The sequence below is a fragment of the Kordiimonas sp. SCSIO 12610 genome, assembly GCF_024398015.1.
Taxonomy (GTDB): Bacteria; Pseudomonadota; Alphaproteobacteria; order Sphingomonadales; family Kordiimonadaceae; genus CANLMI01.
Genome location: NZ_CP073747.1, coordinates 746,337 through 772,369 on the forward strand (window position 1 = coordinate 746,337; position 26,033 = coordinate 772,369).

Below are 26,033 nucleotides of genomic sequence, written 5' to 3' on the forward strand. Positions count from 1 at the left end.
TAAAGGCTCGAGGAAATAAAATACATCATTTATTTAGTCTGATAATTCTATGAAAATATAGCTTGGATCGATTATATCCAGCGATAAACAGCGTGGAAAAATGATATCCCGGCAATAACCAATAAAAGCGCAGCTTTATATATGTTAAAGCGTAACTTGAATTCTATATTCGTTTTTTTTCCATGAATTATGTCGTTTGGCTTTTCTGGTAAATAACTCAAGGGTATCTGTTGCCCTGAAGCTGGTATGATTGAACTATCTGAGCAATAGTGGCTTTTGGAAATCATGTTTTGACCCAATTGAGTTTTGAACTGGATCGTTAACTCTTTGGGGAACAGAGAAGATGTATTGCTTTGGTTTTCATTTGGTATGCAGATATTCACCAGACTTAAAACTATATTTCGTGGTGCGTCGATGACGGTACCTTGTGTTTGAATGCTATGATTTAGGTAAGCATCGTGCCTATCCAGAGTAGCCATTAATATGTATATGCTTATACCTAATGCGATTATACTTAGGATGGCATAACTTATTTTACCGAGTTGGGTTTTAGGTTCAGGGAATCCTGTCCCTTCATAGTCATTATGATAGGTGTCGTTTATAAGCCTCGTTAGAACATTTGTTGGCCGCATCGATTAATTCCCAGAGCGATTTACGCGCAATTGATATTATATCGCGAGCATGTTCTTAAAACCTTTCGGAATCGATCAAATTTTACCGAATGGTTCAATCAAGGTGGTCATGAAAAAGCCCAGCATGATCATAAGTGGTTGCCGGGCTTCGTCCTCATTAGAGTATTGTTGCTCGTTAGTCAGCGAGCTTCTTCAAAACATAAACGGTTTGCAGGGCATCGGTGTAGGCGCGCTGCTTCAGGTTGGCGGCGGCTGCGTGCCCGCCTTCTGTGTTTTCATAATAGATCACTGGATGGCCTTGTTCCATCATAAGGGCCGCCATTTTACGGGCGTGGCCAGGGTGTACGCGGTCATCCTTGGTTGATGTGTAGAAAAAGATTTCCGGGTATTTCCCATCCTTTTTCACATTTTGGTACGGCGAATATTTTTCAATATAGGCGCGTTCTTCCGCGATATCCGGGTCGCCGTATTCACCGACCCAGGAGGCGCCAGCCAGAAGCTTATGGTATCTTAGCATATCTAGAAGCGGAACTGCCGTGATCGCTGCGTTAAACAGTTCCGGGCGCTGCGTAAACGTTGCTCCCATCAACAGGCCACCATTTGAACCACCCCGAATACCGAGATGCGCTGGCGACGTTAATTTTGATGCAATCAAGTCTTCTGCAACCGAAATAAAGTCATCGAATGCGCGTTGACGATTAGGCTTTAAAGCTGCCTGATGCCATTTGGGGCCAAATTCGCCGCCGCCGCGGATATTGGCAACCGCGTAAGCGCCACCATTTTCAACCCATAGCTTAGAGAAGCCGTTCAGGTAACCCGGCGTTAGTGAGATTTCAAATCCACCGTATCCATATAGAACGGTCGGTGTGCTACCATCCATTTTAACGTCCTTGCGGTGGACAAGGAAATAAGGAACCTTCGTTCCGTCCTTTGATGTGGCGAATTTCTGTGTTGTGGTCAGGGCCGACGCGTCAAAGCGTGCAGGCAGCGATTTAACCGCCTTCGGTGCGTTTTCACCCTCTACCATATAGAGCGTGTCGGGCTGAAGGAAGCTCTCAAAGTTTACCATCGCACGGTCTGACCAGCTGTCAGCGCTGGTTACAGCGAGCGTACCATTTTTAGGCATGCCCATGTTTGTAACCTTCCAGCCATCTTCTGACGTGGTTGCCGACATCAATTGGCCTGTAACCTCATCGAGGACATTGAGGAAAATACGGTCTTTACCAATGGACACACCGTCGATCGAATTTCGCTCACCTGGCGTGAAAATTGAAGTTAGGCTGTTCGCAGGCGTGCCTGCGATCAAATCAGCAACTTTGACGGAAACAAGCGCACCAGACTTGGCTGTTTTGCCGTCAACGCTCCAGTCCTTGCGCATAAGAATGATCATCGTGTCGCCGAAGAAACCCTGCATATCGATGCCGAGCGGTAAATCAAGCTTCTGAAGTTTGCCTTCATTCATCAGATAGATAATCTGTGTGAAGAAATCAGGGCCTTGAAGAACACCAGTATAAGCACCGTCATGACGGTGGCTTGCAACCGGGAAATTGAAAACAATTTCTGGTGCGCTGTCGTGGATTTTCTCAGCGCTCATGAGGTCGGTTCCGCGTTTCCAGACGCGAACCTGACGGGCATAGCCGCTTTCATTCATGGTGCCATCACCGAAATCGGTTCCGATAAGAAGGGTGTTTTCGTCAAGCCACGCGGTATTTTGTTTGGCTTCCGGGCTTTCGAAACCGCCCTCTACGAATTTGCCCGTTTCGGTGTCAAACTCTCGAACAACGACAGCATCGCCGCCGCCGCGCGACAGGCGGATCATACAGCGTGTCGTGCCGTGCAAACAGTCACGGCCCTTATAGACCCAGTTTTCACCTTCTGCTTCCGCGAGCGCATCATAATCCAGCACTGTCGACCAATTTGGATTGTCACTTGCATAAGATTCCAATGTGGTTTTACGCCAAACACCGCGAACATTCTTATCGTCTTGCCAGAAATTATGAACTTCGCCGTCTTCAATCGATCCATAAGCGATTTTGTCTTTAGCGTTATAATCCTTTAGGGCGCGGTCCATCAGGCCCTTGAAGCGCTTATCACCTTCGAGAATGCCCAGCGAATGCTTGTTACGCTCTTCTACCCACTCAAGCGCACGCTTGCCTTCTACTTCCTCCAGCCAAAGATAAGGGTCGTCTTTTGCCGCTGAAACGATCGCGGCTGTACTGCCGCAAATGATTGCAACCATTGCTGCTCCTAATGTGAATCTACTCACTTAAACCTCCCGAGACCTATAGTCGTTTACTATGTGTGTGCTTTCCCCAAAGCGTATTCTAAAAATTATCCTTTAGTCTGCGTGTTTCTGCAAAAATATCAACAATATCGCGGCCTGCCATGCCAATTGTTTCCTGTAAATGCTCGCTCATTGGGCGCAGGAACGGATTTGTCTTTTTTTCAATTTCTATGCAGGTTGGAATGGTCGGCAAACCAGCGGCGCGCTTGTGCTCTACTTCATGTACACGTTTGATTAAATCGCGATTTTCCGGCTCCACGGAAAGGGCAAATTTGGCATTTGCCATCGTATATTCATGAGCGCAGAAAATGCGTGTATCATCAGGAAGGGCCATGATTTTCGATAGGCTATCCCACATTTGTGCAGCAGTCCCTTCAAATAACCGACCACAGCCCATGGCGAAAATGGTGTCGCCTGCAAACAGTGCCTTGTCATGTTCAAAATGATAGACAATGTGGCCACTTGTATGGCCGGGTGTGTCAAAGACCGCGGCAATACTATTACCGATATTAATCGTGTCACCGTCACCCACGGCTAAATCGATGCCAGGAATACGCTCGGCCTCTGCCTTGGGGCCGATAATTTTCAGACCGTATTTTTCCTTAAGCGCCAGGTTCGCACCTGTGTGGTCCCAGTGATGATGGGTATTGATAATATGTGTTAGCGACCAACCGCGTTTTTCAAGCTCTGCAAAGACGGGTTCATCAACCGCTGGGTCAACAATAGCCGTGTCGCCAGTATTCTGATCGTGTAATAAATATAGATAATTATCATTTAAAACAGGTATCTGAACGATCTCCAGCATGCTCAACACTCCCTAACGTCTTCCAACAATGCCCGAGACTATAACGAGTAGTTTGCTGTTGGTGAAGTGGGAATAGAGAGCTTTTAAACAATATGATTGCTCCAGTCGCAGCGGCGCACAATCATTACCACAAGATTTTTGAAATTTAATTGAAAACCCCCTTGAATTTTATCCAAGGGTCGTGTCTTAATATGACGATTATTCATATTGTTTAGGGGGTTATCATGAAATATTTCATTCCTGTTGTGCTGCTTACTTTTCTTTCTGCTTGTGTTTCTCCAGTGAAGGTTGTGCAAAAATTGCCAGATGCCAATGTTGGAGCATTGGATGTCGCGAACGTACAGGTTTCCTATTCTGACCTGACAGCGGAGAAAATTCGCGAGAATGATGCGAAACGTGCTGAACGTGCTGCTAAAGCAAATGAAGAAAAAATTTCTCATAAATCCTTGTCTGATCTTATTGTTCAACTTTTGAATGAGGAAATTGCTGAACGACAATCAAGTAAAACGGTACCAGTTGATGTTAAAGTGAATATAGATACTCTAAAGTTCGCAAATGCTGGGTTAACTATTTTACTGGGTGATTCTGATCAATTGGCTGGCAGTGTGGAAGTCATTGACCGTAAAACTGGCGATACCATTTCTGAATTTTACGTAGACATTATTAAGGGCTCAGGGGGTCTTTTGGGGCTCGCGATCCGCGGCGGTGGTGTTCGTGAAGGCATGGCTAGTGATTTTGTAAAGGAAACTGTGAAGCAATTGTACGGTAAAAAATAGGCAAGAATGTTGAAGGTCGGGGGGCAATATTATGGTTTCTTCAATTAGAAATGTGGTTGTAATTGGGGTTGCCTTGATATTGTCGGCATGTACCTATCAGACAAATTATGTAGATCCTGCGCGTGGAACCGCAAATGCTGTAAAATCGCAATATGTTTTTAAAGCCATGGCTAAAACGGGCAGTGATATTTTCGTTCGTTCCGAGTTAAATGTTGATCATGAAGCTCTGGCAATGGGAATTAGTTGTAGTGCCCACAAATATAAGAACCTATTAAATGACGAGTTTGAGGTTTTTTTAAAACACATTGATGTGGATGATCAGTTTGAGCGTGTAGATGATGTTGAGAATGTACCATTTACAGAGTCAACTATATTTATAGATATTCATACAATTAGAACAGATTATCGGTGCGTTCTGATTGCATCATATAACATGCGGTGTATTTCCCGAACTCGTATGAGGGGGGAAATCATACGAGTTATTGATGGAGAAAAGATGAGTTTTCCATTTAAAATTGAAGAAGAATTGAACGACTCCGCCTGGACATGTGGGCATGTTTCAAAGGCTGTGCAGGCTTCTAGCCTTGCATCGTTACAAAAGCTTTATGAACATATTATAAGCTAAGAAGCAAACTGGCTTATCCGATGATCTTATATGCTAGTAGCCTGATTAAAAATAACGGCGAAGCATTTGTTTGAAAAAGCAAAAGACGTTTGGTTGTTTACGTATTGTTGTTACTTAATCGTTACCTCGCCTTCAACGGTCTCGCCAAAAGGGATTTGGCGATAAAAACAGCTTGGGTGCCCAACGTGACAGCATTTACCGCCTTTTTGATCAACGACAAGCCAGAGGCTATCCTGATCACAGTCGGTTCTGAAGTCCTTTACGATTTGAAACTCGCCTGATGTTGCACCCTTGTGCCATAGTTCCGAGCGCGAACGGCTGAAATAATGGGCTTCACCTGTTTCAATGGTTTTTTCAACGGCTTCGTCGTTCATCCACGCCTGCATCAAGACCTGCCCACTGGTCGCGCATGTTGTGACCACAGGGATAAGGCCGCGATCATCAAATTTGAGTGCAAGTTTGTTCCCGTTTTCAACAAAGCTGCGGTCATCGCGGCTGGCGAATATGATTTTCGTCATCAGGGTTTCCATTTTCAAACTATAGTAAAAAAGGCGATACAATTTGTACCGCCTTTTATCTGATTATTTTATCCTCGACTAGCCCTTTCACATATGGTGTCAGGCTTTTGGACTCGGGGTCGCTTCAATCGTGCTTATTCTCGCCGTCGTTATAGTTTATCTGTGTCCGTTCCCCATATCGCTCGCGCGAATAAGGTCCCAAAACCGCCTTTCCTGATCAACGTCTTTGAATACACCGCGGAACTGGCGCGTAAGTGTGTATACGCCGTCATGCTTTACACCCCGGCAGCTCATGCACTGGTGGGTTGCATCGATCACAACAGCAACCCCTTTGGGGTTCAGGTGTTCTTCGAGCGCACCAGCGATTTGCGCTGTCATGGTTTCTTGTGTCTGTAGGCGCTTGCCGAAGGCTTCAACGATGCGGGCAAGTTTCGAAATTCCTACCACACTACCGTTTGGCATATAGCCCACGTGCGCAATTCCCTCAACGGGAACCATATGGTGTTCGCAGTGGCTTTGAACCTTAATGCCGCGAAGAACCACCATGTCGTCATAGCCTTCAACTTCCTCGAATGTACGAGAGAGAATGTCAGCAGGGTCTTTCTTGTAGCCATCGAAAAATTCTTCGTAGGCTTTGACGACACGCTTTGGTGTGTCAAGAAGCCCTTCACGGGTCGGGTCGTCACCGGCCCATTGAATTAAGGTGCGAACGGCTGCTTCTGCCTCGGCACGCGATGGACGTTTATTGATATTCTGGTCATTATTTGTAGATAGAGGTGCATCGTCCTGACCAGACACCTTCAGTTCAAAGCCATTGCTTCTGGCTTTTTCAATTACGGCATCCATGGGGATGTCCTTTCATTTTTGGTGGCTTTATCAGCGTAGTTGCTGCCCGCACTCATTCACGGTCAAGCGTGCCCAAAGCCGTTTTGTGTTCCTTTTACGTATCAATTCACCGATTGGATGAAGACTGTTCGTAAGGAACGACACCTCGTATTATCATCGTGTTTGATCGCTGCAAGGTGTTTGATACATATTGTATCAGCTATGTATGAATTCAATATTACCATCTGTATTATCACGATTGAAGTCATAAAATCTTGATATGGGCATGAGAATGACTTGTTTTGATCTTGGCAATTACCAGATAGTCCCGTATTCAAGCGATATTAAAACAGCCCTAGCAAAGGTACGATAGCGGCATGAGCGAACTTTATACCACGGATATTCTGCGGTGGACTACGCGTATACCCCATTTGGGCAGGCTTGATGAACCTGGTCAAACGGTTGTCAAAACGAGCCGAATTTGCGGGAGCCGCTTGACTATTGATATAGACTTGTCGGCCGGAAAAGTGATCAAATTTGCCCAAGAGGTTAAGGCTTGTGCGCTCGGTCAGGCAACAGCAGCGATTGTTGGTCAGAACGTTATCGGCCTCACGAAAGATGAGTTTTCTGATATTCGGGATCGTTTTCGCAAAATGATCGCAGGAGACGAGGTTGAATTTCCGGAAAAATGGAGCGATTTGAATCTGCTTCGGCCTGTACAGAATCACCCCGGTAGGAAGGGATCTGTCATGTTGCCCTTTGAATGCCTGAGCGAAATTTTTGGTGTATCTTAGTTAATTTTTGTATCATTTTGAAACAAAATCCCATTATGGTACGTAAAATGGAATGTAAATCTATATAAATCCTATAATTTTAGAATGTTAATTGATTTTAGGTAAAATTTTAAGCAACTTGGTTCTAACGAAACGCAAATCGACATAGCTGCACAAAGTTTTGATAAATGTCGATTTAGTAATAAAGGCCCCAAAAAATAGGGTGCCATTGGTAGGACTGAAAAAAATGCTTAAAACTATAGGTAAACTTGGTGTTGTGATTGGTGGCCTAATGGCTGCGATCCCTGCAATTTCATCAACGGCAACAGCGGCAACAAACTTTGTTGTAAACGGCAGTTTCGAACAAAATCAACTGGCCCCGGGGCAACGATGGGGTGTGTTCCAAAATGTTAGCCCAGGTTGGTACACAATCGATGGTGCTGGCATCGAAATCCAACGCAGTGGTACAGTTGTTGATGCACAGGATGGGACTTTCTATGTCGAATTAGACAGTCACAATTTTGATGGCGCAAGCAATGACGGTTCCAACACTCTGATGGGTCAAACATTGTTTGGGTTGGGTGCGGGTTCTTATGAACTTTCATTCTATTATCAGGCACGGACAAATAATCCTGACTCTGACAACGGTATCAGAGCGGCAATTGGTGGCCAAGAGTTACTTATCGATACTATTCGCAGTGCACCAGGCGGCAACTCATGGCAGCGCTACACACTTGATTTTGTTCTCCAGACTGCTGGTGATGTAGAACTGACTTTTGGTGCCTTTGGTCGCGAAAACACGCTTGGTGGTTTCATTGACAATGTTTCGGTTGTTGCTGTTCCCGAGCCTGCGACTTGGTTGATGATGATTTTAGGCTTTGGCATGGTTGGTCTTCAGATCAGAAGGCGCAAGGCAACTCGTCACCTCTTTGCATAAAGTGAGCTGACAAACGGTGATCGTTACTATGGCTAGCAACGATAAACCTCCTGAAAAAGAGTAGAACGTCAGTCACCTTAAACCCCCGCAGTAGCGGGGGTTTTTTATTGCCTATGTTAAATGTAATCTGAGGTGCTATTCTAGGGTAAATATTTTAGCGGCTTAATGCGTCGGCCATGATTTTGATTTGATCGAGCTTGTTATATAAAGGTTGCCAGTCATCGTGATGTGCGATCTCATTCCAGATGGCTTCGACTTCCTCGATTAGAAACGTGCACGGTTTTCCGTTTCTAAAATATTGGTGATCGACGAAATTTGGATTTCGAGGAGAATAGGAAAGGATGGCGGCACGCATTTCATCATATTTGCCATCAAGATATTTCCCTTCTTCTGGGCTTTTGCGGTACCGTGTTTCCGCCAGCTTTCCTCCATACCAATCATAGAAAAAGCGTTCATAGGGGGCTTTTTCAGTAATCATATAATCATTCACGAGTTTGAGCATAGCGTCATCGCTCTGATCATCTTTGGCCTTTACCCCCATGCGGTTCAGTAATCGGGCCCGAAGTGCTGTGAAATAAAGGCTTGGAAATTTGGCAAGCACTGCCTTCAGGTCTGCTTCTTCTGCAATATCAGCGAGGGCCCCGCCAAGCTGATATATATTCCAGTGTAGTGCATCGGCTTGCCGACCAAAGGCATAAAGACCTTGTTCATCAAAATAGGCTGCTGTGAAACTTAGGTCCATATTTGGCAAAAGTCGCCAGGGGCCAAAGTCAAAAATTTCCCCTGTAATATTGATATTGTCGGTATTTAAAACACCGTGCACATAGCCTGCGGCCATCAAATCAGCGGCTTGCTCGGCTGCGCGTTCCATCACTCGTTCCAGAAATAATAAGGCCCGGTCCGCTGGGCTTCCAAACGGCATCTCGTTATAATAATGTTTGAGGCAATAATCGATGAGCGTATTTATGCGGTCTTTGTCAGAAAAATAGGCATGGCGCTGGAATGTGCCGATCCTGATGTGCCCGTGGGTTAGGCGCACCATAACAGCGGATCGAGTAGGGGATGGTTCGTCACCGCGTACCAGACGTTCCCCTGTTTCAATGATTGATAAAGTATCAGATGTGTATGCGCCAAGCGCATTAAGCATCTCGCTTGCCATAATTTCGCGGACGCCGCCTTTTAGTGTTAAGCGGCCATCGCCCGAACGGCTGTATGGCGTGGTGCCAGACCCTTTGGTGCCCAAATCCATCAAACGGCCTTGATCGTCGCGCATTTGTGCATACAGAAACCCTCTGCCATCGCCGATGTCGGGGTTATAGTTTCGAAACTGATGCCCGTGATAACGCTGGGCGAGTGGCGTTTGAAGGTTATCGGGCAAGGGTTTGAAGCGGGCGAAATGATTGATCCATTCGCCATCGGTTAATTCAAATAACCCAACAGAAGCAGCAGCACGGTCATTTCGGTAACGCAAAATGGCTTGCGGAAAATTTGCTGCCTGTACTTCATCTGCAAACCCTTCGCCAAGCTCAAGAAACGCTTTCTCGCCTTTATAATTGTCGCTTACTGGCATCCCGCTGCCTCGCTTGGGTCAGGCATGCCAAAAATGACGCGATCATTAAGGTCTGGGCGTGGCCGCTCTTCGGGGGCTTCCTTCTGAGTGCCAAAGAAGATAAAGCCTGCAATCTGTTCCATTTCACTGAGGCCGAGCCCGCTTGCGACAGTGCGTGATGTCGACGCCCAGCCTGTTAACCATTGGCTTGCTACACCAAGCGCAGTGGCAGCAATCAGCATGTTCTGACAGGCGGCTCCGGCTGACAGCCATTGCTCCCATATGGGAATTGGGCGTTCGTTTGATGGGCTGAATATGGCAACAACGAGCGTCGGGCCCTGTGTTGCATAACCCTTCATTTTTTCTGCGATTTTTTCACTGGTGTTATTTTCTGAAATCAGCACATTTGCGATCAGGTCGCCCAGTTTCTCACGCTCTGCACCCTCAAGCACAATGAAGCGCCACGGTGTAAGTTTACCGTGATCAGGGACCCTGATGGCAGCGTTCAGGATTTTATCCAGCGTTTCCTTATCAGGACCCGGACTGACCATATCCCGCGCTTTAACAGATCGGCGCGTCATCAACACATCCAGTGTTTCAGGATTACTTTTGTTTAAAGTGATTTCACTTTTACTATCTTCACTGGTCATAATCACGCCTTTGTTATCACTTTCATTTGATACCTTCATTCATTTAGCGTTCTTAGCTTGCCTGACAAGGGTAAAAAGCGATAGAGCTAATCTAAATTTTGGGATTCGGTGGAAATATATAATTTTGCTCGGGAGAGGAACCATGACCTTCAAAAAATATGCGCTAATCACAGCCTTAGTTTCTGGAACCATTTTGGCAGGGAATGTGGCCCATGCGTCTGGTCCTGCAAAGGGCGTTGACGAAAGCGCTGCAATTAATGCGGAAACAGGTATTCGTCTACCCGAAGGGTTTTCGGCAACAGTATTTGCAGACGGCGTTGGCACACCGCGCCATATTACGGTCAGCAAAGATGGCTGGGTTTACTCACCCATGTTCCGCTCCAAGGACGGAATGGGCGGTGTCGCCATGAAGGATGATGACGGCGATGGTAAAGCTGATCAAATCCATTATTTCGCCGAAGGCCGCGTCGCAACCGCCATTCATATTGTTGATAACTGGCTTTATTACGGCGAAGACCTTCAGATCGTTCGCTGGAATTTGGATGACGGGCCGGTTCCAAAGGGTGAACCTGAAGTGATTGTAAGCGGGTTTCCCGCGCAGCGTGCACACGCCAACAAACCGATGGCGTTTGACGGAAAAGGCAACATGTATGTGAATGTGGGTGTGCCATCAAACAACTGTATGGTTGAAACCCGCAAGAAGGGCTCTCCTGGTCAAAAACCATGCCCTGAACTGGAGCGTCACGGCGGTATCTGGCGCTTTGACGCTAGCAAACCGGGTCAGGACCAAGTGAAGGACGGCTATCGTTATTCAACTGGGCACCGGAATGTGAATGCGCTGGATTGGAACCCTTATGCAGATGCGCTTTATATAGCGCAGCATGGCCGCGATCAGCTTAATAGTTTCTATCCTGAAATGTTTGACGCTAAAGCAAGTGCTGAGTTACCTGCCGAAGAATTTCACCGGATTGAAGAGGGGGATAACCTCGGTTGGCCATACAGTTATTATGATCAGTTTAAGGGCGAGCGCATGCTTAGCCCTGAATATGGCGGCGACGGTGAAACCGTTGCAACAGAAGGTAAGAAGCCGCTTATTGGCTTCCCTGGACACTGGGCGCCGAATGATTTGATTTTCGTGAAGGGCGAAGGCCTGCCGGAAGAATATAAAACAGGGGCTTTCATTGGTTTCCATGGTTCCTGGAACCGCGCACCTGAACCACAACAGGGTTACCGCGTTGTATATGTTCCGCTTGATAAATCGGGCAATGTGTCTGGTGATTGGGTGACATTCGCGGACGGTTTTGCTGGCGAAGGCCCAATTCGTTCCCCGCGTAATGCCAAGCATCGTCCAATGGGCTTGGCTGAAGGCGCTGATGGTGCGCTTTATATCACAAGCCTGATGTCTGGTGGCCGTGTGTGGCGAGTAACCTATGACGGAAAATAATAAGGATAAAAAAACAATGGCATACCTTGGTATGGGGATGGGGGCTTTTGCAATGGCCCTCACCATTTTATCATCTTACGCTCAGGCAGAAGACCAGATTACAATTGACCTTGGTAAGGCGCTTTACGAGGAAAATTGCGGTGTCTGCCATCAGGTTGACGGTAGCGGCGTTCCGTTCATGCAGCCTGAACTTTATGGGAGCCCGCGCGCTAACGGCGACAAGGGCGGCGTTATACAGATGATCCTTAAAGGCAGTAAAGCAGTAGAACCGGGAACCAGCGAGTTTGAAAACGAAATGCCCGGTTTTGAGTATTTAACAGATGAACAGATAGCGTTGATAGCAACATATGTACGTACCAATTTTGAAAACACAGGCGGCAAAGTCACTCCTCAAGACGTTGCTAGTGAGCGCAAGCGCAATTAGTCCACTCCTTGCATCAAGCGGTGCGTTCGCGGATGCAGAAATCGAAGAAATTAATGTTACCGGCGGCAGGCTTCCCGTTTTGGAAGTTGGTCAGTCGGTTACTGTGATCGACACACAAATTCAGCCAGCACTTCGCCTTGATGAAGTCTTAAAGCAAGTGCCAGGGGTTGGCCTGTTTCGCCGCGCCAACAGCTTAACAGCGCATCCAACCACACAGGGGCTTTCGCTTCGCGGTGTTGGCGCGAACGCTGCGGGCCGTGTGCTCGTTACGCTCGACGGTGTGCCCCTCAATAATCCTTTTGGTGGCTGGATTTACTGGTCATCAATTGATCCGCGTTCTATCGGTGAAGCCCGCGTTCTAAAGGGTGGATCTGCAAGTGCGTTTGGTCCGCAGGCCCTTGCTGGCACGGTTGCACTTACGTCCTTTGTTCCGGAAGAAACTGGCGGCTTTGTTTCCGCTGAATATGGTGCTTTTGAAAGCTATTCCCTGAACGGTGCCGCGAGCATTGTTGGTGATAAGGGGTATATCACCTTCGAGGGCGGGTATTTTGAAACGGACGGTGCGTTTCTTTTGTCTGAAGAACAGCGTGGTCCCATTGATGTTCGTGCCGCAAGTGATGCAGAACGCATCGGCGTTCGCGGTGCATACGAGCTATCAGAGGCGACAGATGCTTTCTTCACCGTGCGGTATTACGGCGAAAATCGCACGAATGGCCTTACGACTGCCTTGAATGAAACCGACGGTGTTGACGCATCACTTCGCCTCGTCCATGACGCAGCAGACGGCCCTGACTGGGAAGTGGTTGCCTATTACCGTACCAACGATTTCTCGAATATTTTCTCAAGCGCGCGCGATGAGCGCACAACCGAACGCCCTGTTCTCAATCAGTTTGATGTGCCGGGTTCGGGCGGTGGTATCCTTGCGCGGTTAAAATTTGACGCGCTTGAGGTTGGTATCGAAGGACGTCGCGCTAGCGGCGAAACCAACGAGCTATTTAGAAACCTCGGCGATGGTTTTACACGCCTCCGTGTTGCAGGTGGGGATCAATGGACGATCGGTGTGTTTGCTGATTATCTGCATGAAGCAAGCTGGGGTGAATTATCAGTTTCGACCCGTCTTGATCGCTATCGTACGTATAACGGTTCGCGTGTGGAAACAAACATTGAGGACGGCAGCGAAGTCAGAAATGATGATGTTCCTAATCAGGGAGATTTCCAATTTTCGGGCCGTGTTGGTCTGCGTCACGAAATCAGCCCTGCGGTTGATTTGAAAGCAGCGGCCTACCGCAGCTGGCGTCTGCCCACGATTAATGAATTCTATAGACCGTTTCGGGTTGTAAACGATATTACAGAAGCCAACCCGAACCTTGTTCCCGAGAAACTGTATGGTTTCGAAATTGGCCTCGACTATGAACCGCTGAATACAGTGCGCGGTAGTTTTACTTATTACCGCAATTGGTTGGAAGACGGCGTCGGTAACGTAACTGTTGCCTTTGGACCCGGCTTCTTTCCGCTTGGTGGGTTCGTTCCAGCGGGTGGTGTGCTGCGCCAACGCGCAAATATTGACCGTACGCGCATCGATGGCTTTGAAGTGAACGGTGAAGTTGATGTGCTCAGTAACTGGACATTGATTGGTCGCTATCAATATGCGGATGCTGAAATTGTTCGCTTTGCAGGCAATCCCGATTTGATCGGTAACCGCCCGGTTCAAACACCGCGTCATGTTGTTTATGCTGCTGCGCGTCACACCAATTCACTCGGTTGGTTGACGCTTGAAGCACGCTATAGCTCTGGCCAGTTTGATGATGATTTGAACGAACGCCGCCTTGATGATATTTTCACAGTGAATGCGAACATTGGCTTTAAGGTAACGGATAGCATCACGCTAACAGGGGCGATTGAAAACCTGTTTGACGCGGAAGTTATTTCGGGCGTGACGACAACCGGATTGGAAACAATCGCACAGCGCCGTTTCTGGCGGATTGGTGTTGAAGCACGCTTCTGATAGAGACTGACAGAATATGAACAGCAGCCATTTCATAAGCTGCTGACACTTAAAATAAAAAATGGGGAGATGACAATGAAGATCAAGGCAATCGTGAACAGCATTGCTGGCATTTGTGCAGGGGTTTTTATGTCATCTTGCCTGATAGCAGAGGAAAACAGCGTGACAAGCCGGATAGAAAACCCACCTGTCGATCTAATCGTTTACGGCGATTATGTCCTGACCATGGAAAATCTGGATAGTGCAAATAACGGCATTATCGAAAAGGGTGCAATCGCCGTATCAGGCGGTAAAATTGTAGCTGTTGGCCCCGCGAGCGAAATTGAAATCAGCTATGATGCGATTAAAACTATCTCTGGCGACGGCCGGATTTTAATGCCCGGCCTGATTAACGGGCATACACATTCCGCAATGACGCTTTTACGCGGCTTCGCGGATGATCTGCCGCTGATGGAATGGCTTCAGACATATATTTTCCCAATGGAGGGGCGTTTCGTAGACAAGGAATTTGTCGAAATCGGCATGCGCCTTGCCTGCCTAGAGATGATCAAGGGCGGCACCACCACGTTTGCTGACATGTATTTTTATCCGAAAACTGCGGTTGATACGGTCGATGAATGCGGTATGCGCGCGATTATTGGTGCGCCAATGATTGATTTCCCAAGCCCCGGTTTTGGTGGCTGGGATGATAGCATGAAGGCTGGTGTCCAATTTGTACAGGATATGAAGGCAAAAGCGCACCCGAGGATTACACCTGCCTTTGCGCCGCACGCGCCTTATACCGTTTCGCCCGAACATTTGGCAGAAGTGCTGAAAGCCGCTAAGGACGAGGGTGTTCCGATCCTGATGCATGTTGCGGAAAGCCCGACCGAGGTCGAGGACATCAAAAACCGTTATGGTAAACGCCCAGTGACCCATGTGGCGGATATTGGCATGCTCGATCATCCGATGGCGGCGGCCCATGTGGTGCATCCGGATGAAGACGAGATTAAGATGCTGGCTGGCAGCAAAATCGGTGCGGTTCATAACCCGACATCCAATATGAAGCTTGCGTCGGGCGTGGCGCCGGTGCCTGCGATGATCGAAGCCGGAGTGAAGGTTGGTCTTGGCACTGATGGGGCGGCATCCAACAATGATTTGAATATGTGGGAAGAAATGCGGATGGCAGCGCTTCTTCATAAGGTAACGAGCGGCGACCCAACGGCAATGCCAGCGGGCGATGTGCTTCGGATGGCGACCTCGTTGGGCGCTGCTGCCCTTGATATGGAAGATGATATTGGAACGCTTGCGGTTGGTAAGCGCGCGGATATGATCCAGCTAACCGTAGACCGGCCGCACCTGACCCCGCTTTATAATGTGATTTCCCATCTGGTGTATGCTGCGAACGCGGCGGATGTCGTGACCAATATTATTGAGGGCAAGGTCTTGATGGAAGACGGCAAGGTAACAATCCTTGACGAAGCATCAGTGATCGAGGCTGCGAATAAGAAAGCGAGTGAGATCAAGGCAGCACTCGCAGAGCGATAAAGGTTTGATCCTATATCGGAAAACATAGAGACGTTATGAACATGGGGAGTATGATGCGGAAAGTATATTTGATTATAGCGGGTTTAATGCTTTCGGGATTTCAGGATAAACCGGAAGATAAGCCTGGTATTATATATACTTACTCAACTCAGATACAGCATCAGAAGCTGCTTGATGATGATTATTTTAGTGTTGACGATAAAGACAGTATTTTATGCCCTGAACCTTATCAATTTTATGCTGAGTCCGCGGTCCAGAAATACCAGATTACGAACATCAATTCGGTGGATAAACGGATTACTGATAATGGCCGGACAGAACGGAATTATGATAATCTGGAAACCGAAGACAAAGAAGAGGTCTATTTAGCTTTTATCTGTCATTCAAAGGATATCGGTTTTACATCACATCTTCATAAATCCATGGAGGTGATCAATAATGCCCTTCCTGAGGGATGGTTTAATGCTGGTCACACAGTTCTAAATCAAAAAAATATTGCCTTATCCGCAACTAAGGCAGGATTTATTGATCAAGGGACAAAATGGGACTGTCCGGATGGCTTTCAGGGTTTTCATACTGAATTTGTACGCCACAAAGTGGATGCACCGCTAAAGGATTTTAATGGGTCTATCAAAGACTTTATTCCTAAGTCTGACAATATTATCGCAACGGAAAAAAGTGTTGCTTTTGGTTGCCGAACTGATGGCACTGAGGCTTTTCAATTTGAGTCAAAATAATTATATCAAATTGATATATTTCAACTTGATATAGAATTTAGGCCATGATATTTCTGTCATTATAAAAACAAAAGTTTATGACGACAGGAGAAAATCAATGAAACTTGTTAAGTTTGCGGCGCTTGCTGCAACCGTGTTTGCCCTTGGTGCGTGTTCTATTCGCGTTGATGAAGGCAATGGCCGGTATCGCCATCATAGTGATAGTTGGAACGGGGATGCTGTAACCGCTTCTTTGCCGAACGGTAACTCAGTATCCTTTGGATGCCCATCCAATATGACCGCGTTTGTGGTAACAAGCGATGATGAAGGTCAGGCGATTTATGGCTGCCGCACCAGCAATGTTCCAGTGCCCGAAGTAAAGAAATAAGCGCTTGGATACCGCTGGCATTATCAGCAGTGAAATATTCAGTTAAACGAAAGTCGGGTTTTGCCCGGCTTTTTTATTTCTTTTACCTCTGCTAGATTAACTATGAAAACAGCAACAACATGGGGTGGAATGATGAAATATAAATTAGGAATTTTTCTGTTGTCCGTGGCTGCTGCGACTATGAGTTTGGCTGTTCAGGCGCAGGAAACAGATAGTGCACCGACAAAGGACCTGATCGTTTCTGGTCATGGTAAAACCGCGATTATGGCAACTGAGCGCCAGAGGAAATTTATCTATGACAGTAAATTTCATTTCTCTCCTGCGGTGCGGGCAGGCGATACGATCTATTTATCGGGTGTTGTCGCTGGCGCGTTTGCGGGCGATAAGCCCATTGGCCGTGAGGAATTCAAGGAAAGTGTGCGACGGGTTTTTGAAAACATTGCTGCAACGATCAAAGCGGCTGGCGCTGATATTAATCAGACGGTAAAAATTCAGACATTTCATGTGTTTGATAGCCCCTGGATCACGATTGATAAGGTTGCACAAGTTGAGGTGGTCGCCGAGGTGAAAAACGAATTTATCGGTGAACCCCACCCCGCGTGGACAGCGATTGGTTCAACAGCCCTTTTTCCCGACAAAGGCCTCGTTGAAATCGAGCTGACGGTTTATGACCCTGAAGGCTAGCCGCCTGAATAACTTCATTCCAGCGGCAGATAGATATCCGTGGTCATCTCGTGTTCTGGAACTTCCGGGAAGAAGCTAACACGTTCAAAAAAGATCGGGAAATCACGCAGTAGTTCGCTTGATGTATGGAACCAGTCACCTATCAGGTATCGTACTTTCTGATCCAAAAGGTGATCAGGGCCAACATGACGGATTTTTGCACACCTGCCTGCTGGTATGAATTTCATGATTATCCCGTGCTCAGGGTCGCTGAAGTCTTTGGTCACCGCACAGCAGAGATCGAACCGATAGTCTGCATCTGCCGTGATAGCCGGGTCATCATACAGGATGTTAAAGGTTGCGTGCCTTTTGGGTGGGAGTTTGTTCGCCCGCCGCCAGCCAATAAATTTTGCGATTGAGTTTTTGAGCAAGCTTGGGTCACCGCGATGCTCAAGCACTGCAACCTGTGTTTCTGGAAAATCGATAATATCTACATGGTCTGAGCTAATGGCCTGCATATTCTGTCCTGACAAGTCTTGAATGTTACTGTGAAGAGTGTGCCAGGTGTGCCAATCGGGGGCTTTTCGAAAACCAGTGGGTGTTTGCCCGTATTCACGTTTGAAGGCACGAGAGAAGGATTCTGCGTTTTCATAACCGGCATCAAACGCGATATCGGTTATGCTTTGCCATGTTCTGAAAGCAAGTTGAAATGAAGCGCGCTTCATCCGCGCGAGCCGCATATAACGTTGAACAGCAATGCCTGTTAAGCCAGAAAATAAGCGATGAAAATGATATTTCGATATGCCAGCATTCTTCGCTAATTCATCCAGATTAGGTTGCTCGCTGGAATTTGTAACGGCGGCGCTGATGCGGTTCTGATTTTCGGGCTTCATAATAGGCTTATCCTTCCGTCCTGACGCACCTGATATGCCATAAGGGACGGAAGGATACTTGACTGTTCTTGCTATTTATTCGCCTTTTTCAGTGTCGTTAATTCCACCCATCGCGGCGGCGATCTGCTGGAACATTACCGACTGAATTTCTTTCTGGTTTTTGTTCGCCGGATCATTGAAACCCTTGTTGGCAGAGGTTTTGACGATGACGATATTATTCACAGGGTCAACATAGATAAACTGATGATAAATCCCTGCTGCATAAAAATCACCGCGAGGTTCCACAGGTATCCACCACTGGTAACCATACCCGAACGGTGTTTCAGATTTCGGGTTATTATAGCCGGGTGCAAGGTGGGGGGCGCTTGTGTCCATGGAGGCGTCAACCCATGCCTCAGGCACAATTTGAGTGCCGTCCCAGTTGCCTTTATGCAGGTATAGGCGGCCCATTTTCGCGATGTCGCGTAGGCTTGCCTGCAAACCGCCCATGGTCACTTCTACATTTTCACCGTCCACGGAAAAATACCCATCAAATTCCATCCCAATCGGTTGCCAGATTTTTCGGGTCAGATAATCCGTAACACTTTCGCCCGTAACGCGGGATAGAAGCATGCCGAGAACATGGGTGTTCACGCTGACATAATCATTGAATGTGCCGGGTTCGAACGCCGTTTTCGTTAGCTCTGCGGTGAAATCATCCAGCGACCCACCAAGGCCGATAACCGCACTCATGCGGTTCACGTCTGATGTCAGATCTGCATAGTCCTCGTTAAAGGCAACGCCCGATGACATATGCAGGATATTTTTTATGCTTACACCGTCAAAGGCAGAGCCCGTTAATTCCGGTACATATTTGGTGATCGGATCTTCGATACTGTCGAACTTGCCTTCCTCAAGCGCGATGCCAACAAGCGCAGAAATGAAGGATTTGGTTACTGAAAACAGGATATGGCGATCATCCTCGCGTTCACCCTGATAATAGTCTTCAAACAGGATGGTATCATCCTTCATGACAAGGAACCCCGTTGTGCCCGTGAGTTCCAGCATATCCTGCACAGACCGTTCTTCACCATTGAAGGTAAAGGTTTCTGGCAGATTGGTTTTTGCGTATTTAAGCGCATAGGGGGTATTTCCCGCCTTCACAACACTATGGGGGAAGGTTTTGTGAACTGCACGGAAATTGGTGGTGATATTTTCAGGGTCATAAAAAGCCGCTAACTGGCTTAATGTGTCGTAACCACGGTATAGAAAATATCCGCCACCGATCAGAACGGCAACCAAGATGCCGATGATAATTTTTTTCATGATGTTCCCCTCATAACAGCCAGAAATCTGGCTTTTCCTCTCTCATTCTAGTGCGCTGAGGCATTCAGCTTCAGCACGTTCCAGTACCCTTTTTGAATTTCCATACGCTCACCAAACCCTTTATCAATCATAATTTCATGAAGAGTTTTCAGACGGTAGCATGGAACAAATGGCATCATATGATGTTCGATATGATAGTTTACCCAATAGGGCGCGAAGGTGGCGCGGCCTACTATGTTTGTAAGCGTGGTCCTGCTGTTTTTTAATGGGTCCTCAAGGTCCGGCATGGTCGAATGTTCTGCGATATTACGCACACGAACAAATAATTGCTGCACAGTCGCCATCGGAAGAAGCCACATAAGGAAAAACAGATCAATGCGCCCCATAAGTGCGCTAATGGCCAAAAGCGCGGCATTGAACAGAATGGGCCCCGAGTAATAGGCTTTTATCCTCGTAAAACGCCCTTCCTTTTCGCCTGCAACAGCACGGAATAAGCCTATTTGCCCTCGCAGGAATGCAATACCGGTTAGGTCCCTAAGCACCTTTCGGATCATGCTGTCTGGTTTTACGGGGAAGGGGGTATATAGAAAATTTTCTGGGTCTTTATCGGTTCGGGTAAAACGATGATGGGCCATATGGCGTTTGCGGTATTCCTGCATATTGATAATCATTGGCCATGCGGCAAACCATGTGGTGATGCGCTCATTAAGTATGCGCGATTTGAAGAGCATGGCATGACTGCCTTCATGCATCAGGATCGCAAGGCCAAGTTGCCTGCCGCCGATCAGGATAATTGCAATCAGGAAAGTGAAAATATTGGGGACAAGCGCATACAATAAGGTCGCCCCAATGATAATGCCCCATGCATGGAGGATCAGGTAAAACCCCCACCAATCAGAGCGCTGCCGAAGCATATGTGATTGCTCGGTCGTGACAATATCGGTTGGTTTCAGGCTTTGCCACTGTGTGGAGCCTGTGGCGGTTTTGGGCTTGATATCAGTACTATCGTTCACCATTTAAAGAACCATTGTCGGTTATTAATCACAAACATTATTGCAGATATGGCTCTGTCCTGCCAGTAATAAAAGGCAGAATTGAAACGAATAATGAATTGTCTTGCGTGCATGGTGTGCTTAAAAGCGAGGCGCATAATGTACGAGAACCGCATGTTTGTGCGGATATAACCCCTACAGGGTCTATGATATGATAGTTTTGAAGCGTGTAAGTATTTGGGTGTTGCGGGGGCTTCTGGCGCTTGTTTTACTGGGGGCTACAACCTTTGCTATTTTATACTTTCAAGCCGAAGAAACGATGGGCGCAAGCCCCACAGATGCGCATTTAGAGCGTATCTCCAAATCACCGCAGTGGGGATCAGGCCGGTTTCAAAATGTTTTAGTGCAGGAACCAGTGGTTTTTTCAAAAATGATCAAGGGGCTGATCTTTGATGCGTCACCCCTTGGCAGGCCTGATAATCCGGTTCCGATGGAAAGGCGAAAACGCAGTGATTTTGAAACCGCGCCGGTTGATGGCCTCAGGGTTACATGGTTTGGTCATTCTATTCTGCTTATTGAAATTGAAGGTAAACGGTTTTTAATTGATCCGGTCTGGAGCGAGCGGGCATCCCCGTTTCCCTTTGGGGTGCAGCGCTTCTTTGAGCCACCGATTGCGCTTGAAGACCTGCCGCCCGTTGATGCAGTTTTGATTTCGCATGATCACTATGACCATCTGGATATGAAAACGGTTAAGGCATTGGGGGCAAAAGATACGCGTTGGTTTGTGCCGCTTGGTGTCGGGGCGCACCTTCAAAAATGGAATATTGACCCCGCATTTATTCGTGAATTTGATTGGTGGGACCGTGTTGATCTGGACGGTGTTACGCTAACGGCAACACCGTCCCGTCATTCATCGGGACGGGCTGTGTTCAGGGGCGATACCAAAAAAACATTATGGGCTGGGTGGGCCATCAAGGGAGCGGAAAAATCTGTTTTCTATAGTGGTGATACCGCCATGCATGACGGGTTTGTGGATATCGGCGAACGGCTTGGGCCTTTTGATGTTTCGATCATTGAAGCAGGGGCCTATAACCCATTGTGGCGCGACAATCATTTAGGGCCCGAGCAGGCAATCATTGCGAATAAACTGGTTGGGGGCAAGGTGATGATCCCTGTGCATTGGGGCATGTTTGACCTTGCCTTCCATAGTTGGACAGAACCGATTGAGCGGGTCATCGAGGCCGCAGATAAAACGGGCACGGAAATCTATATTCCTAAAATCGGTGGTTCCTTTGTGCCGAGTTCTTCGGATGACCCTGAAAAGCGGTGGGAACAATGGTGGCCTGATACTGAATGGAAGAATGCAGACACTTATCCCGTTTGGTCAACAAAGGTTGATCATCTGATCGGTACATCAGCGGTTAAGCAATAATTTTATACATCCAACGAAAGCTTTATTTTCAGATGAATATAGGGCGTGGTAGGATAGGTTATGCTTAGAAGTCTGTTTTTTATTGCCATATTCTTTTTGCTCAATTCAATGCCGTTTTCTGTAAACGCGGATACTGAGCTTTTGGTTCGCTCTAGCGCCCATCGTCCTTTTGCTGGTGTCAGTCTTTCAATGGATGGAGATTTTCTTTCTGCACTGGTTGCAGAAGGCGAGGAACAAAGGGTTTATGTCTGGTCAACGTCACATCCTATTTTTGAGGAAGCAAAGGATGCTGAAAATGGTTTAGTTGAGGCGCTCCCCTATGTCAGGAGCGAAATAAACTGGCTAACATGGGTCGGTAACGGGCATTTACTCCTGTCTTTAAAGGAAAAGGGTTTGGTGCTCTATAATGCGCGCGAGCAACGCCTAAGGCCGCTTATTGATCCCCTTATCGGCGGGGGGCCAAGGCCTGATGAGCTACTCCCGGTTTTACTAAGCGCGATACCGGATGACCCCTCCAGAATTCTGATGCAGTGGGAGGACCCAACTGTTGAGGGGTACCCAGCCGTTTATGAAGTGAATGTGGATGACGGTACTTCCCGAAAAATCATTGGCGCATGGAGGCCGATAATCCGCTGGTGGGCAGCACCTAATGGACGAGTGCTGGCGGGGGAAGGGTACCGTGCCAGGCGACATCAGGTTTATGTGAGCGATAGCGAGGGCGGCTGGCGTAAAATCCATGAGAATGATGTTTTTAAGGACCCATCCTACATAATGTTGAGTGTGGATGCACAGCAAAACAGAGCGGTTGTTATCTCAAATGAAGGTGAGGACAAACGTGCCCTTTGGTATGCAGATTTGGAGACTGGCCGACTTTTGGAAAAGCTTGCTGCCAATGATACCTATGACATTGAAGGCGCTGTTTTTGATGGGTATGGGCGCAAAGTGATTGCTGCTACATATTCTGATCTTCAAAATGAACAAATCTTTCTGGATGAAGAATTTAAGACGTCACATGATACAATTTTAAAGCAGCTGCAAAGGCGCCCGGTTGATGATACCGCAAGCCTATGGTTTGTTGGCGGCTATACGGGCCACAATAAGGGCTTGTTCCAGCTAAGAAGTGAGCGGCATCCACGAAGGTACTTTCTGCATGATACGGAAAGCGATGCTTTAACCCCAATTGACGGGATGGGGGTTGAAGGCAGCGTTTATGACGATTTTCACCGCACAACCGCGGTTTCTATCCCGATTTCACGCAAGGCAGAAATGCAGGGTGTTCTTAGTGTGCCAAAGGACCAAAAGGGGAAACTCAAGCTCTCTGGTAAGGGGGTTTTACTGATCCACGGTGGGCCTGTTCGGCGGTCGCGGCAACAATATAATGCCTTGTTAAATCTCTTAACCTCAAATGGCTATGTGGTTCTGCAACCGAATTTTCGGGGGTCCAGTGGTTTTGGCGAAAAATGGCGCAAGGCCGGATACCGCGAATGGGGCGATGATATGCAGGATGATATCACAAGCGCCGCCAAATGGTTGATCCGCGAAGGGTATGTTGAAAAGGACCAATTGTGCGCTATCGGTGGTTCTTATGGCGGTTATGCGTCCCTGATGGGTGTGATTACAGAACGCAAATTGTTTCAATGTGCGGTTAGTCTTAATGGGGTCACATCGATCCCGCATCTGGTGAATTACCTGTCTGGTCGTAGGTTTTCGCTTTTAACCACGCCGCGTATCCAGGGAGGGTTATCGCAGCGTATCATGAGAGGCAGGTCGCCGCTCTATCTGGCGAACCGCTTGAAGAGACCAGTTTTATTGTTGCATGCCACCAATGATGCCAACGTGCCGTTTGAGCACGGTCAATTGATGGCGGCTGTTTTAAAACAGAATCGAAGTGATTATGAATTTATCGTCCTTCCGGGGGCGGAGCATCAATTAAGACACCCACGATTTCGCAAAACCTATTATGAAAACGCCCTTCGGTTTCTTGAGCAGAATATCGGGAAAACGCCCGAATAGGCCCTGAAAATCAAGGCAGGATGCGTTCTATGGCCTCCGGCATCTGTCTTGTGAACAAATCTGTTAGGCTATTTTTACTTTGCTGATCAGGATATCTATGCTTTGTTAACCGCTTAATTGGTGTGTTAATGCACCGGAAGTTTTAAAGGGGGCGTTTTAAGGGATGTGGGCCCTTAAAACAGAGAGTTAAGGAATTTGAACGCTATCCAGCATCAAGGCTGTTTGATAGCGGGATAAAACAGTCAACAAGGGGTATATATGACCGACACAGTTACCGATGATATGCGCGAAGGATCACAGGAGCGCGAACTTTTGGGCCATCCAATCGGCCTATCAATTTGTTTCCTTACCGAAATGTGGGAAAGGTTTTCCTTCTACGGTATGAGAACAATTCTGGTTCTCTATCTGGTGAAATATCATTTATTCAGTACTGAAAAAGCAAGCCTGATATACGGTGCCTATGCGGGGCTTGTTTATATGATGCCGATTATCGGTGGGTACCTTGCCGATAAATATTTGGGTAGCCGCAAAGCGGTAACCTACGGCGCTATTCTATTGGTTGCAGGGCACGGCCTAATGGCTTTCCATGGCCCTCAAGCCTATATGGACGGCGATACAGTTGTTCGTAGCGACTTTTATCTCAATATCTTCTTCCTGGCTCTCGCCTTAATCATTGCGGGTGTTGGGTTCCTTAAAGCTAATATTTCAACGATTGTTGGTGCACTATATGGCCCGAAAGACCCTCGCCGTGACGGTGGTTTCTCCATCTTCTACATGGGGATTAATATGGGTTCAGTACTCTCAACAATCATTGTTGGGTATGTCGGCGAAGTCCATGGCTGGAACTATGGTTTTGGCCTCGCTGGTATTGGTATGCTTTTCGGCCTGTTGGTGTTCCTATATGGTCAAAAATTCCTTGATGGCCGCGCCGAGCCCCCAGCACCAGAGGTGCTGAAAGAGACTGCATTTGCAGGCATCAACAAGGAAAATATGATTTACCTTGGTGGTATCCTGATGGTTATCGTTAGCTGGTTTATGATGCAGTATCAGGAACTGGTGACTGGGTTAGTGCTTTTGGTTGGTGCCATTATGGTTGGTATCATCGTTGTTTACGGCTTGAATAAATGTGAAAAAGAAGCACGTGGAAAGCTTTTTGTTGCACTGACATTGATCATTGTTCAGACGGTGTTTTGGGCCTTATTTGAGCAACAGGCGGCCAGTTTAACACTGTTAGCAGATCAACAGTTTGATCTTAATATTCTTGGTCTGTTTACTATTCAGGCATCACAGGTTCAATCGATGAACCCAGGCTTTATTATCCTGTTTGCGCCCGTTATGGCATGGCTTTGGGTTGCTCTATCCAAGAAGGGTATTGAACCATCAACACCAGCAAAATTTGGTATTTCAATGCTCTTGATCGGCCTTGGCTATGTTGTCTTTGCTTGGGGCATGTCGCTTGATGAAAGCACAACAAAAAGCTTCATGTGGCTTGTGTTTATCTATTTTGCTTTCACGATGGCAGAGCTTTGCCTAAGCCCTGTTGGTCTCTCAATGGTAACGAAACTAAGCACTACGCATATCGTTGGTATGATGATGGGAACATGGTTCCTGTTTACGGCTCTTGGTAACAACCTTGCTGGTGTGATTAGTGCCTTAACAGGTAGCGGTGGCCACGGTGCTGACTCTGGTCAGTTAGATATCGTTGCAACAATATCTGTTTATCATACGATCGGGGTCGTCAGTATTGTTGTGGCGGTGGCGATTTTTGCCCTGACACCACTCATGAAAAAACATATGCACGGCGTTCACTAGAAACCTTGCACAGTTTGAAATTGGAAGGCGGGTCCTTGTGGCCCG

General features: G+C 47.3%; 24 protein-coding genes. 14 read left to right on the forward strand and 10 right to left on the reverse strand.

Annotated elements, in window-relative coordinates:
* Window positions 1–71 precede the first annotated feature (71 nt).
* From KFF44_RS03445 to gloB, 3 genes are all read right to left on the reverse strand, one after another.
* Window positions 72–632, reverse strand: a complete 561-nt coding sequence (locus KFF44_RS03445; RefSeq protein WP_255937265.1) for a DUF3592 domain-containing protein — start codon at window positions 630–632, stop codon at window positions 72–74.
* Between the two features lie 175 nt (window positions 633–807).
* Window positions 808–2,898, reverse strand: coding sequence for a prolyl oligopeptidase family protein (locus KFF44_RS03450; RefSeq protein WP_255937266.1), 2,091 nt, complete (start codon window positions 2,896–2,898; stop codon window positions 808–810).
* Between the two features lie 58 nt (window positions 2,899–2,956).
* Window positions 2,957–3,721: a hydroxyacylglutathione hydrolase gene (gene gloB / locus KFF44_RS03455; RefSeq protein ID WP_255937267.1), complete on the reverse strand. Its 765-nt coding sequence runs from the start codon at window positions 3,719–3,721 to the stop codon at window positions 2,957–2,959.
* A 224-nt stretch (window positions 3,722–3,945) separates the two neighbouring features.
* Here gloB and KFF44_RS03460 point away from each other — a divergent pair, with 224 nt between their 5' ends.
* Complete coding sequence (locus KFF44_RS03460; RefSeq protein WP_255937268.1) at window positions 3,946–4,497, forward strand: hypothetical protein; 552 nt, start codon at window positions 3,946–3,948, stop codon at window positions 4,495–4,497.
* A gap of 31 nt (window positions 4,498–4,528) precedes the next feature.
* A complete protein-coding gene (locus tag KFF44_RS03465) occupies window positions 4,529–5,122 on the forward strand; it encodes a hypothetical protein (RefSeq protein WP_255937269.1) in 594 nt (197 codons plus the stop codon).
* 110 nt (window positions 5,123–5,232) lie between these two features.
* Here KFF44_RS03465 and hisI read toward each other — a convergent pair whose 3' ends face one another.
* Window positions 5,233–5,640: a phosphoribosyl-AMP cyclohydrolase gene (hisI, locus tag KFF44_RS03470; RefSeq protein ID WP_255937271.1), complete on the reverse strand. Its 408-nt coding sequence runs from the start codon at window positions 5,638–5,640 to the stop codon at window positions 5,233–5,235.
* A gap of 156 nt (window positions 5,641–5,796) precedes the next feature.
* Window positions 5,797–6,486, reverse strand: coding sequence for a GTP cyclohydrolase I FolE (gene folE, locus KFF44_RS03475; protein ID WP_255937272.1), 690 nt, complete (start codon window positions 6,484–6,486; stop codon window positions 5,797–5,799).
* Window positions 6,487–6,842: 356 nt separating this feature from the next.
* Between folE and KFF44_RS03480 the strand changes: the two genes are divergently transcribed.
* Both KFF44_RS03480 and KFF44_RS03485 read left to right on the forward strand, forming a co-directional pair.
* Window positions 6,843–7,259 carry an iron-sulfur cluster assembly scaffold protein gene (locus KFF44_RS03480; RefSeq protein WP_255937273.1) on the forward strand — a complete coding sequence of 139 codons (417 nt, stop codon included), beginning with the start codon at window positions 6,843–6,845 and terminating at the stop codon, window positions 7,257–7,259.
* 226 nt (window positions 7,260–7,485) lie between these two features.
* Complete coding sequence (locus KFF44_RS03485) at window positions 7,486–8,175, forward strand: PEPxxWA-CTERM sorting domain-containing protein (RefSeq protein WP_255937274.1); 690 nt, start codon at window positions 7,486–7,488, stop codon at window positions 8,173–8,175.
* 154 nt (window positions 8,176–8,329) lie between these two features.
* On the opposite strand, the gene KFF44_RS03490 is transcribed toward KFF44_RS03485, so the two are convergent.
* A complete protein-coding gene (locus tag KFF44_RS03490; RefSeq protein ID WP_255937276.1) occupies window positions 8,330–9,745 on the reverse strand; it encodes a protein adenylyltransferase SelO family protein in 1,416 nt (471 codons plus the stop codon).
* The gene (locus KFF44_RS03495; protein ID WP_255937277.1) at window positions 9,736–10,413 is read right to left on the reverse strand and encodes a nitroreductase; all 678 of its coding nucleotides are present in this window, start codon (window positions 10,411–10,413) and stop codon (window positions 9,736–9,738) included. The genes KFF44_RS03490 and KFF44_RS03495 overlap by 10 nt, the downstream gene beginning before the upstream one ends.
* Window positions 10,414–10,516: 103 nt before the next feature.
* On the opposite strand from KFF44_RS03495, the gene KFF44_RS03500 reads away from it, so the two are divergent.
* From KFF44_RS03500 to KFF44_RS03530, 7 genes are all read left to right on the forward strand, one after another.
* A complete protein-coding gene (locus KFF44_RS03500) occupies window positions 10,517–11,818 on the forward strand; it encodes a sorbosone dehydrogenase family protein (RefSeq protein WP_255937278.1) in 1,302 nt (433 codons plus the stop codon).
* Window positions 11,805–12,242: a cytochrome c gene (locus KFF44_RS03505; protein ID WP_255937279.1), complete on the forward strand. Its 438-nt coding sequence runs from the start codon at window positions 11,805–11,807 to the stop codon at window positions 12,240–12,242. The genes KFF44_RS03500 and KFF44_RS03505 overlap by 14 nt, the downstream gene beginning before the upstream one ends.
* On the forward strand, window positions 12,223–14,247 hold the full coding sequence (locus KFF44_RS03510; RefSeq protein WP_255937280.1) for a TonB-dependent receptor: 2,025 nt from the start codon (window positions 12,223–12,225) through the stop codon (window positions 14,245–14,247). The genes KFF44_RS03505 and KFF44_RS03510 overlap by 20 nt, the downstream gene beginning before the upstream one ends.
* 75 nt (window positions 14,248–14,322) lie before the next feature.
* A complete protein-coding gene (locus KFF44_RS03515; protein ID WP_255937314.1) occupies window positions 14,323–15,774 on the forward strand; it encodes an amidohydrolase family protein in 1,452 nt (483 codons plus the stop codon).
* Window positions 15,775–15,842: 68 nt separating this feature from the next.
* Window positions 15,843–16,511: a hypothetical protein gene (locus tag KFF44_RS03520; RefSeq protein ID WP_255937317.1), complete on the forward strand. Its 669-nt coding sequence runs from the start codon at window positions 15,843–15,845 to the stop codon at window positions 16,509–16,511.
* 97 nt (window positions 16,512–16,608) lie between these two features.
* Window positions 16,609–16,878, forward strand: coding sequence for a hypothetical protein (locus KFF44_RS03525; RefSeq protein ID WP_255937318.1), 270 nt, complete (start codon window positions 16,609–16,611; stop codon window positions 16,876–16,878).
* A 102-nt stretch (window positions 16,879–16,980) separates the two neighbouring features.
* The gene (locus KFF44_RS03530; protein ID WP_255937326.1) at window positions 16,981–17,562 is read left to right on the forward strand and encodes a Rid family hydrolase; all 582 of its coding nucleotides are present in this window, start codon (window positions 16,981–16,983) and stop codon (window positions 17,560–17,562) included.
* Between the two features lie 14 nt (window positions 17,563–17,576).
* On the opposite strand, the gene KFF44_RS03535 is transcribed toward KFF44_RS03530, so the two are convergent.
* From KFF44_RS03535 to KFF44_RS03545, 3 genes are all read right to left on the reverse strand, one after another.
* Window positions 17,577–18,434, reverse strand: coding sequence for a GyrI-like domain-containing protein (locus KFF44_RS03535; protein WP_255937327.1), 858 nt, complete (start codon window positions 18,432–18,434; stop codon window positions 17,577–17,579).
* Between the two features lie 75 nt (window positions 18,435–18,509).
* A complete protein-coding gene (locus tag KFF44_RS03540) occupies window positions 18,510–19,739 on the reverse strand; it encodes a serine hydrolase (protein WP_255937328.1) in 1,230 nt (409 codons plus the stop codon).
* Between the two features lie 47 nt (window positions 19,740–19,786).
* Entirely contained in the window at window positions 19,787–20,755 is a 969-nt protein-coding gene (locus KFF44_RS03545) for a fatty acid desaturase family protein (protein WP_255937329.1), read from the reverse strand.
* Between the two features lie 187 nt (window positions 20,756–20,942).
* Here KFF44_RS03545 and KFF44_RS03550 point away from each other — a divergent pair, with 187 nt between their 5' ends.
* The 3 genes from KFF44_RS03550 to KFF44_RS03560 all read left to right on the forward strand — a co-directional run bounded on the left by KFF44_RS03550 (window position 20,943) and on the right by KFF44_RS03560 (window position 25,988).
* Window positions 20,943–22,163 carry an MBL fold metallo-hydrolase gene (locus KFF44_RS03550; RefSeq protein WP_255937330.1) on the forward strand — a complete coding sequence of 407 codons (1,221 nt, stop codon included), beginning with the start codon at window positions 20,943–20,945 and terminating at the stop codon, window positions 22,161–22,163.
* Window positions 22,164–22,223: 60 nt separating this feature from the next.
* Window positions 22,224–24,176, forward strand: a complete 1,953-nt coding sequence (locus KFF44_RS03555; RefSeq protein ID WP_255937332.1) for a prolyl oligopeptidase family serine peptidase — start codon at window positions 22,224–22,226, stop codon at window positions 24,174–24,176.
* Window positions 24,177–24,434: 258 nt separating this feature from the next.
* Complete coding sequence (locus KFF44_RS03560) at window positions 24,435–25,988, forward strand: peptide MFS transporter (protein ID WP_255937334.1); 1,554 nt, start codon at window positions 24,435–24,437, stop codon at window positions 25,986–25,988.
* Window positions 25,989–26,033 lie beyond the last annotated feature (45 nt).

Excerpts from the sequence above, each read along its gene's own strand:
- folE (WP_255937272.1), bottom strand. The coding sequence starts at position 6,486 with ATGGATGCCGTAATTGAAAAAGCCAGAAGCAATGGCTTTGAACTGAAG.
- KFF44_RS03525 (WP_255937318.1), top strand. The coding sequence starts at position 16,609 with ATGAAACTTGTTAAGTTTGCGGCGCTTGCTGCAACCGTGTTTGCCCTT.
- KFF44_RS03485 (WP_255937274.1), top strand. The coding sequence starts at position 7,486 with ATGCTTAAAACTATAGGTAAACTTGGTGTTGTGATTGGTGGCCTAATG.
- KFF44_RS03495 (WP_255937277.1), bottom strand. The coding sequence starts at position 10,413 with ATGAAGGTATCAAATGAAAGTGATAACAAAGGCGTGATTATGACCAGT.
- KFF44_RS03535 (WP_255937327.1), bottom strand. The coding sequence starts at position 18,434 with ATGAAGCCCGAAAATCAGAACCGCATCAGCGCCGCCGTTACAAATTCC.
- KFF44_RS03550 (WP_255937330.1), top strand. The coding sequence starts at position 20,943 with ATGATAGTTTTGAAGCGTGTAAGTATTTGGGTGTTGCGGGGGCTTCTG.
- KFF44_RS03465 (WP_255937269.1), top strand. The coding sequence starts at position 4,529 with ATGGTTTCTTCAATTAGAAATGTGGTTGTAATTGGGGTTGCCTTGATA.
- KFF44_RS03560 (WP_255937334.1), top strand. The coding sequence starts at position 24,435 with ATGACCGACACAGTTACCGATGATATGCGCGAAGGATCACAGGAGCGC.
- KFF44_RS03490 (WP_255937276.1), bottom strand. The coding sequence starts at position 9,745 with ATGCCAGTAAGCGACAATTATAAAGGCGAGAAAGCGTTTCTTGAGCTT.
- KFF44_RS03460 (WP_255937268.1), top strand. The coding sequence starts at position 3,946 with ATGAAATATTTCATTCCTGTTGTGCTGCTTACTTTTCTTTCTGCTTGT.
- KFF44_RS03505 (WP_255937279.1), top strand. The coding sequence starts at position 11,805 with ATGACGGAAAATAATAAGGATAAAAAAACAATGGCATACCTTGGTATG.
- KFF44_RS03545 (WP_255937329.1), bottom strand. The coding sequence starts at position 20,755 with ATGGTGAACGATAGTACTGATATCAAGCCCAAAACCGCCACAGGCTCC.
- KFF44_RS03480 (WP_255937273.1), top strand. The coding sequence starts at position 6,843 with ATGAGCGAACTTTATACCACGGATATTCTGCGGTGGACTACGCGTATA.
- hisI (WP_255937271.1), bottom strand. The coding sequence starts at position 5,640 with ATGACGAAAATCATATTCGCCAGCCGCGATGACCGCAGCTTTGTTGAA.
- KFF44_RS03515 (WP_255937314.1), top strand. The coding sequence starts at position 14,323 with ATGAAGATCAAGGCAATCGTGAACAGCATTGCTGGCATTTGTGCAGGG.
- KFF44_RS03445 (WP_255937265.1), bottom strand. The coding sequence starts at position 632 with ATGCGGCCAACAAATGTTCTAACGAGGCTTATAAACGACACCTATCAT.
- gloB (WP_255937267.1), bottom strand. The coding sequence starts at position 3,721 with ATGCTGGAGATCGTTCAGATACCTGTTTTAAATGATAATTATCTATAT.
- KFF44_RS03500 (WP_255937278.1), top strand. The coding sequence starts at position 10,517 with ATGACCTTCAAAAAATATGCGCTAATCACAGCCTTAGTTTCTGGAACC.
- KFF44_RS03540 (WP_255937328.1), bottom strand. The coding sequence starts at position 19,739 with ATGAAAAAAATTATCATCGGCATCTTGGTTGCCGTTCTGATCGGTGGC.
- KFF44_RS03530 (WP_255937326.1), top strand. The coding sequence starts at position 16,981 with ATGAAAACAGCAACAACATGGGGTGGAATGATGAAATATAAATTAGGA.
- KFF44_RS03555 (WP_255937332.1), top strand. The coding sequence starts at position 22,224 with ATGCTTAGAAGTCTGTTTTTTATTGCCATATTCTTTTTGCTCAATTCA.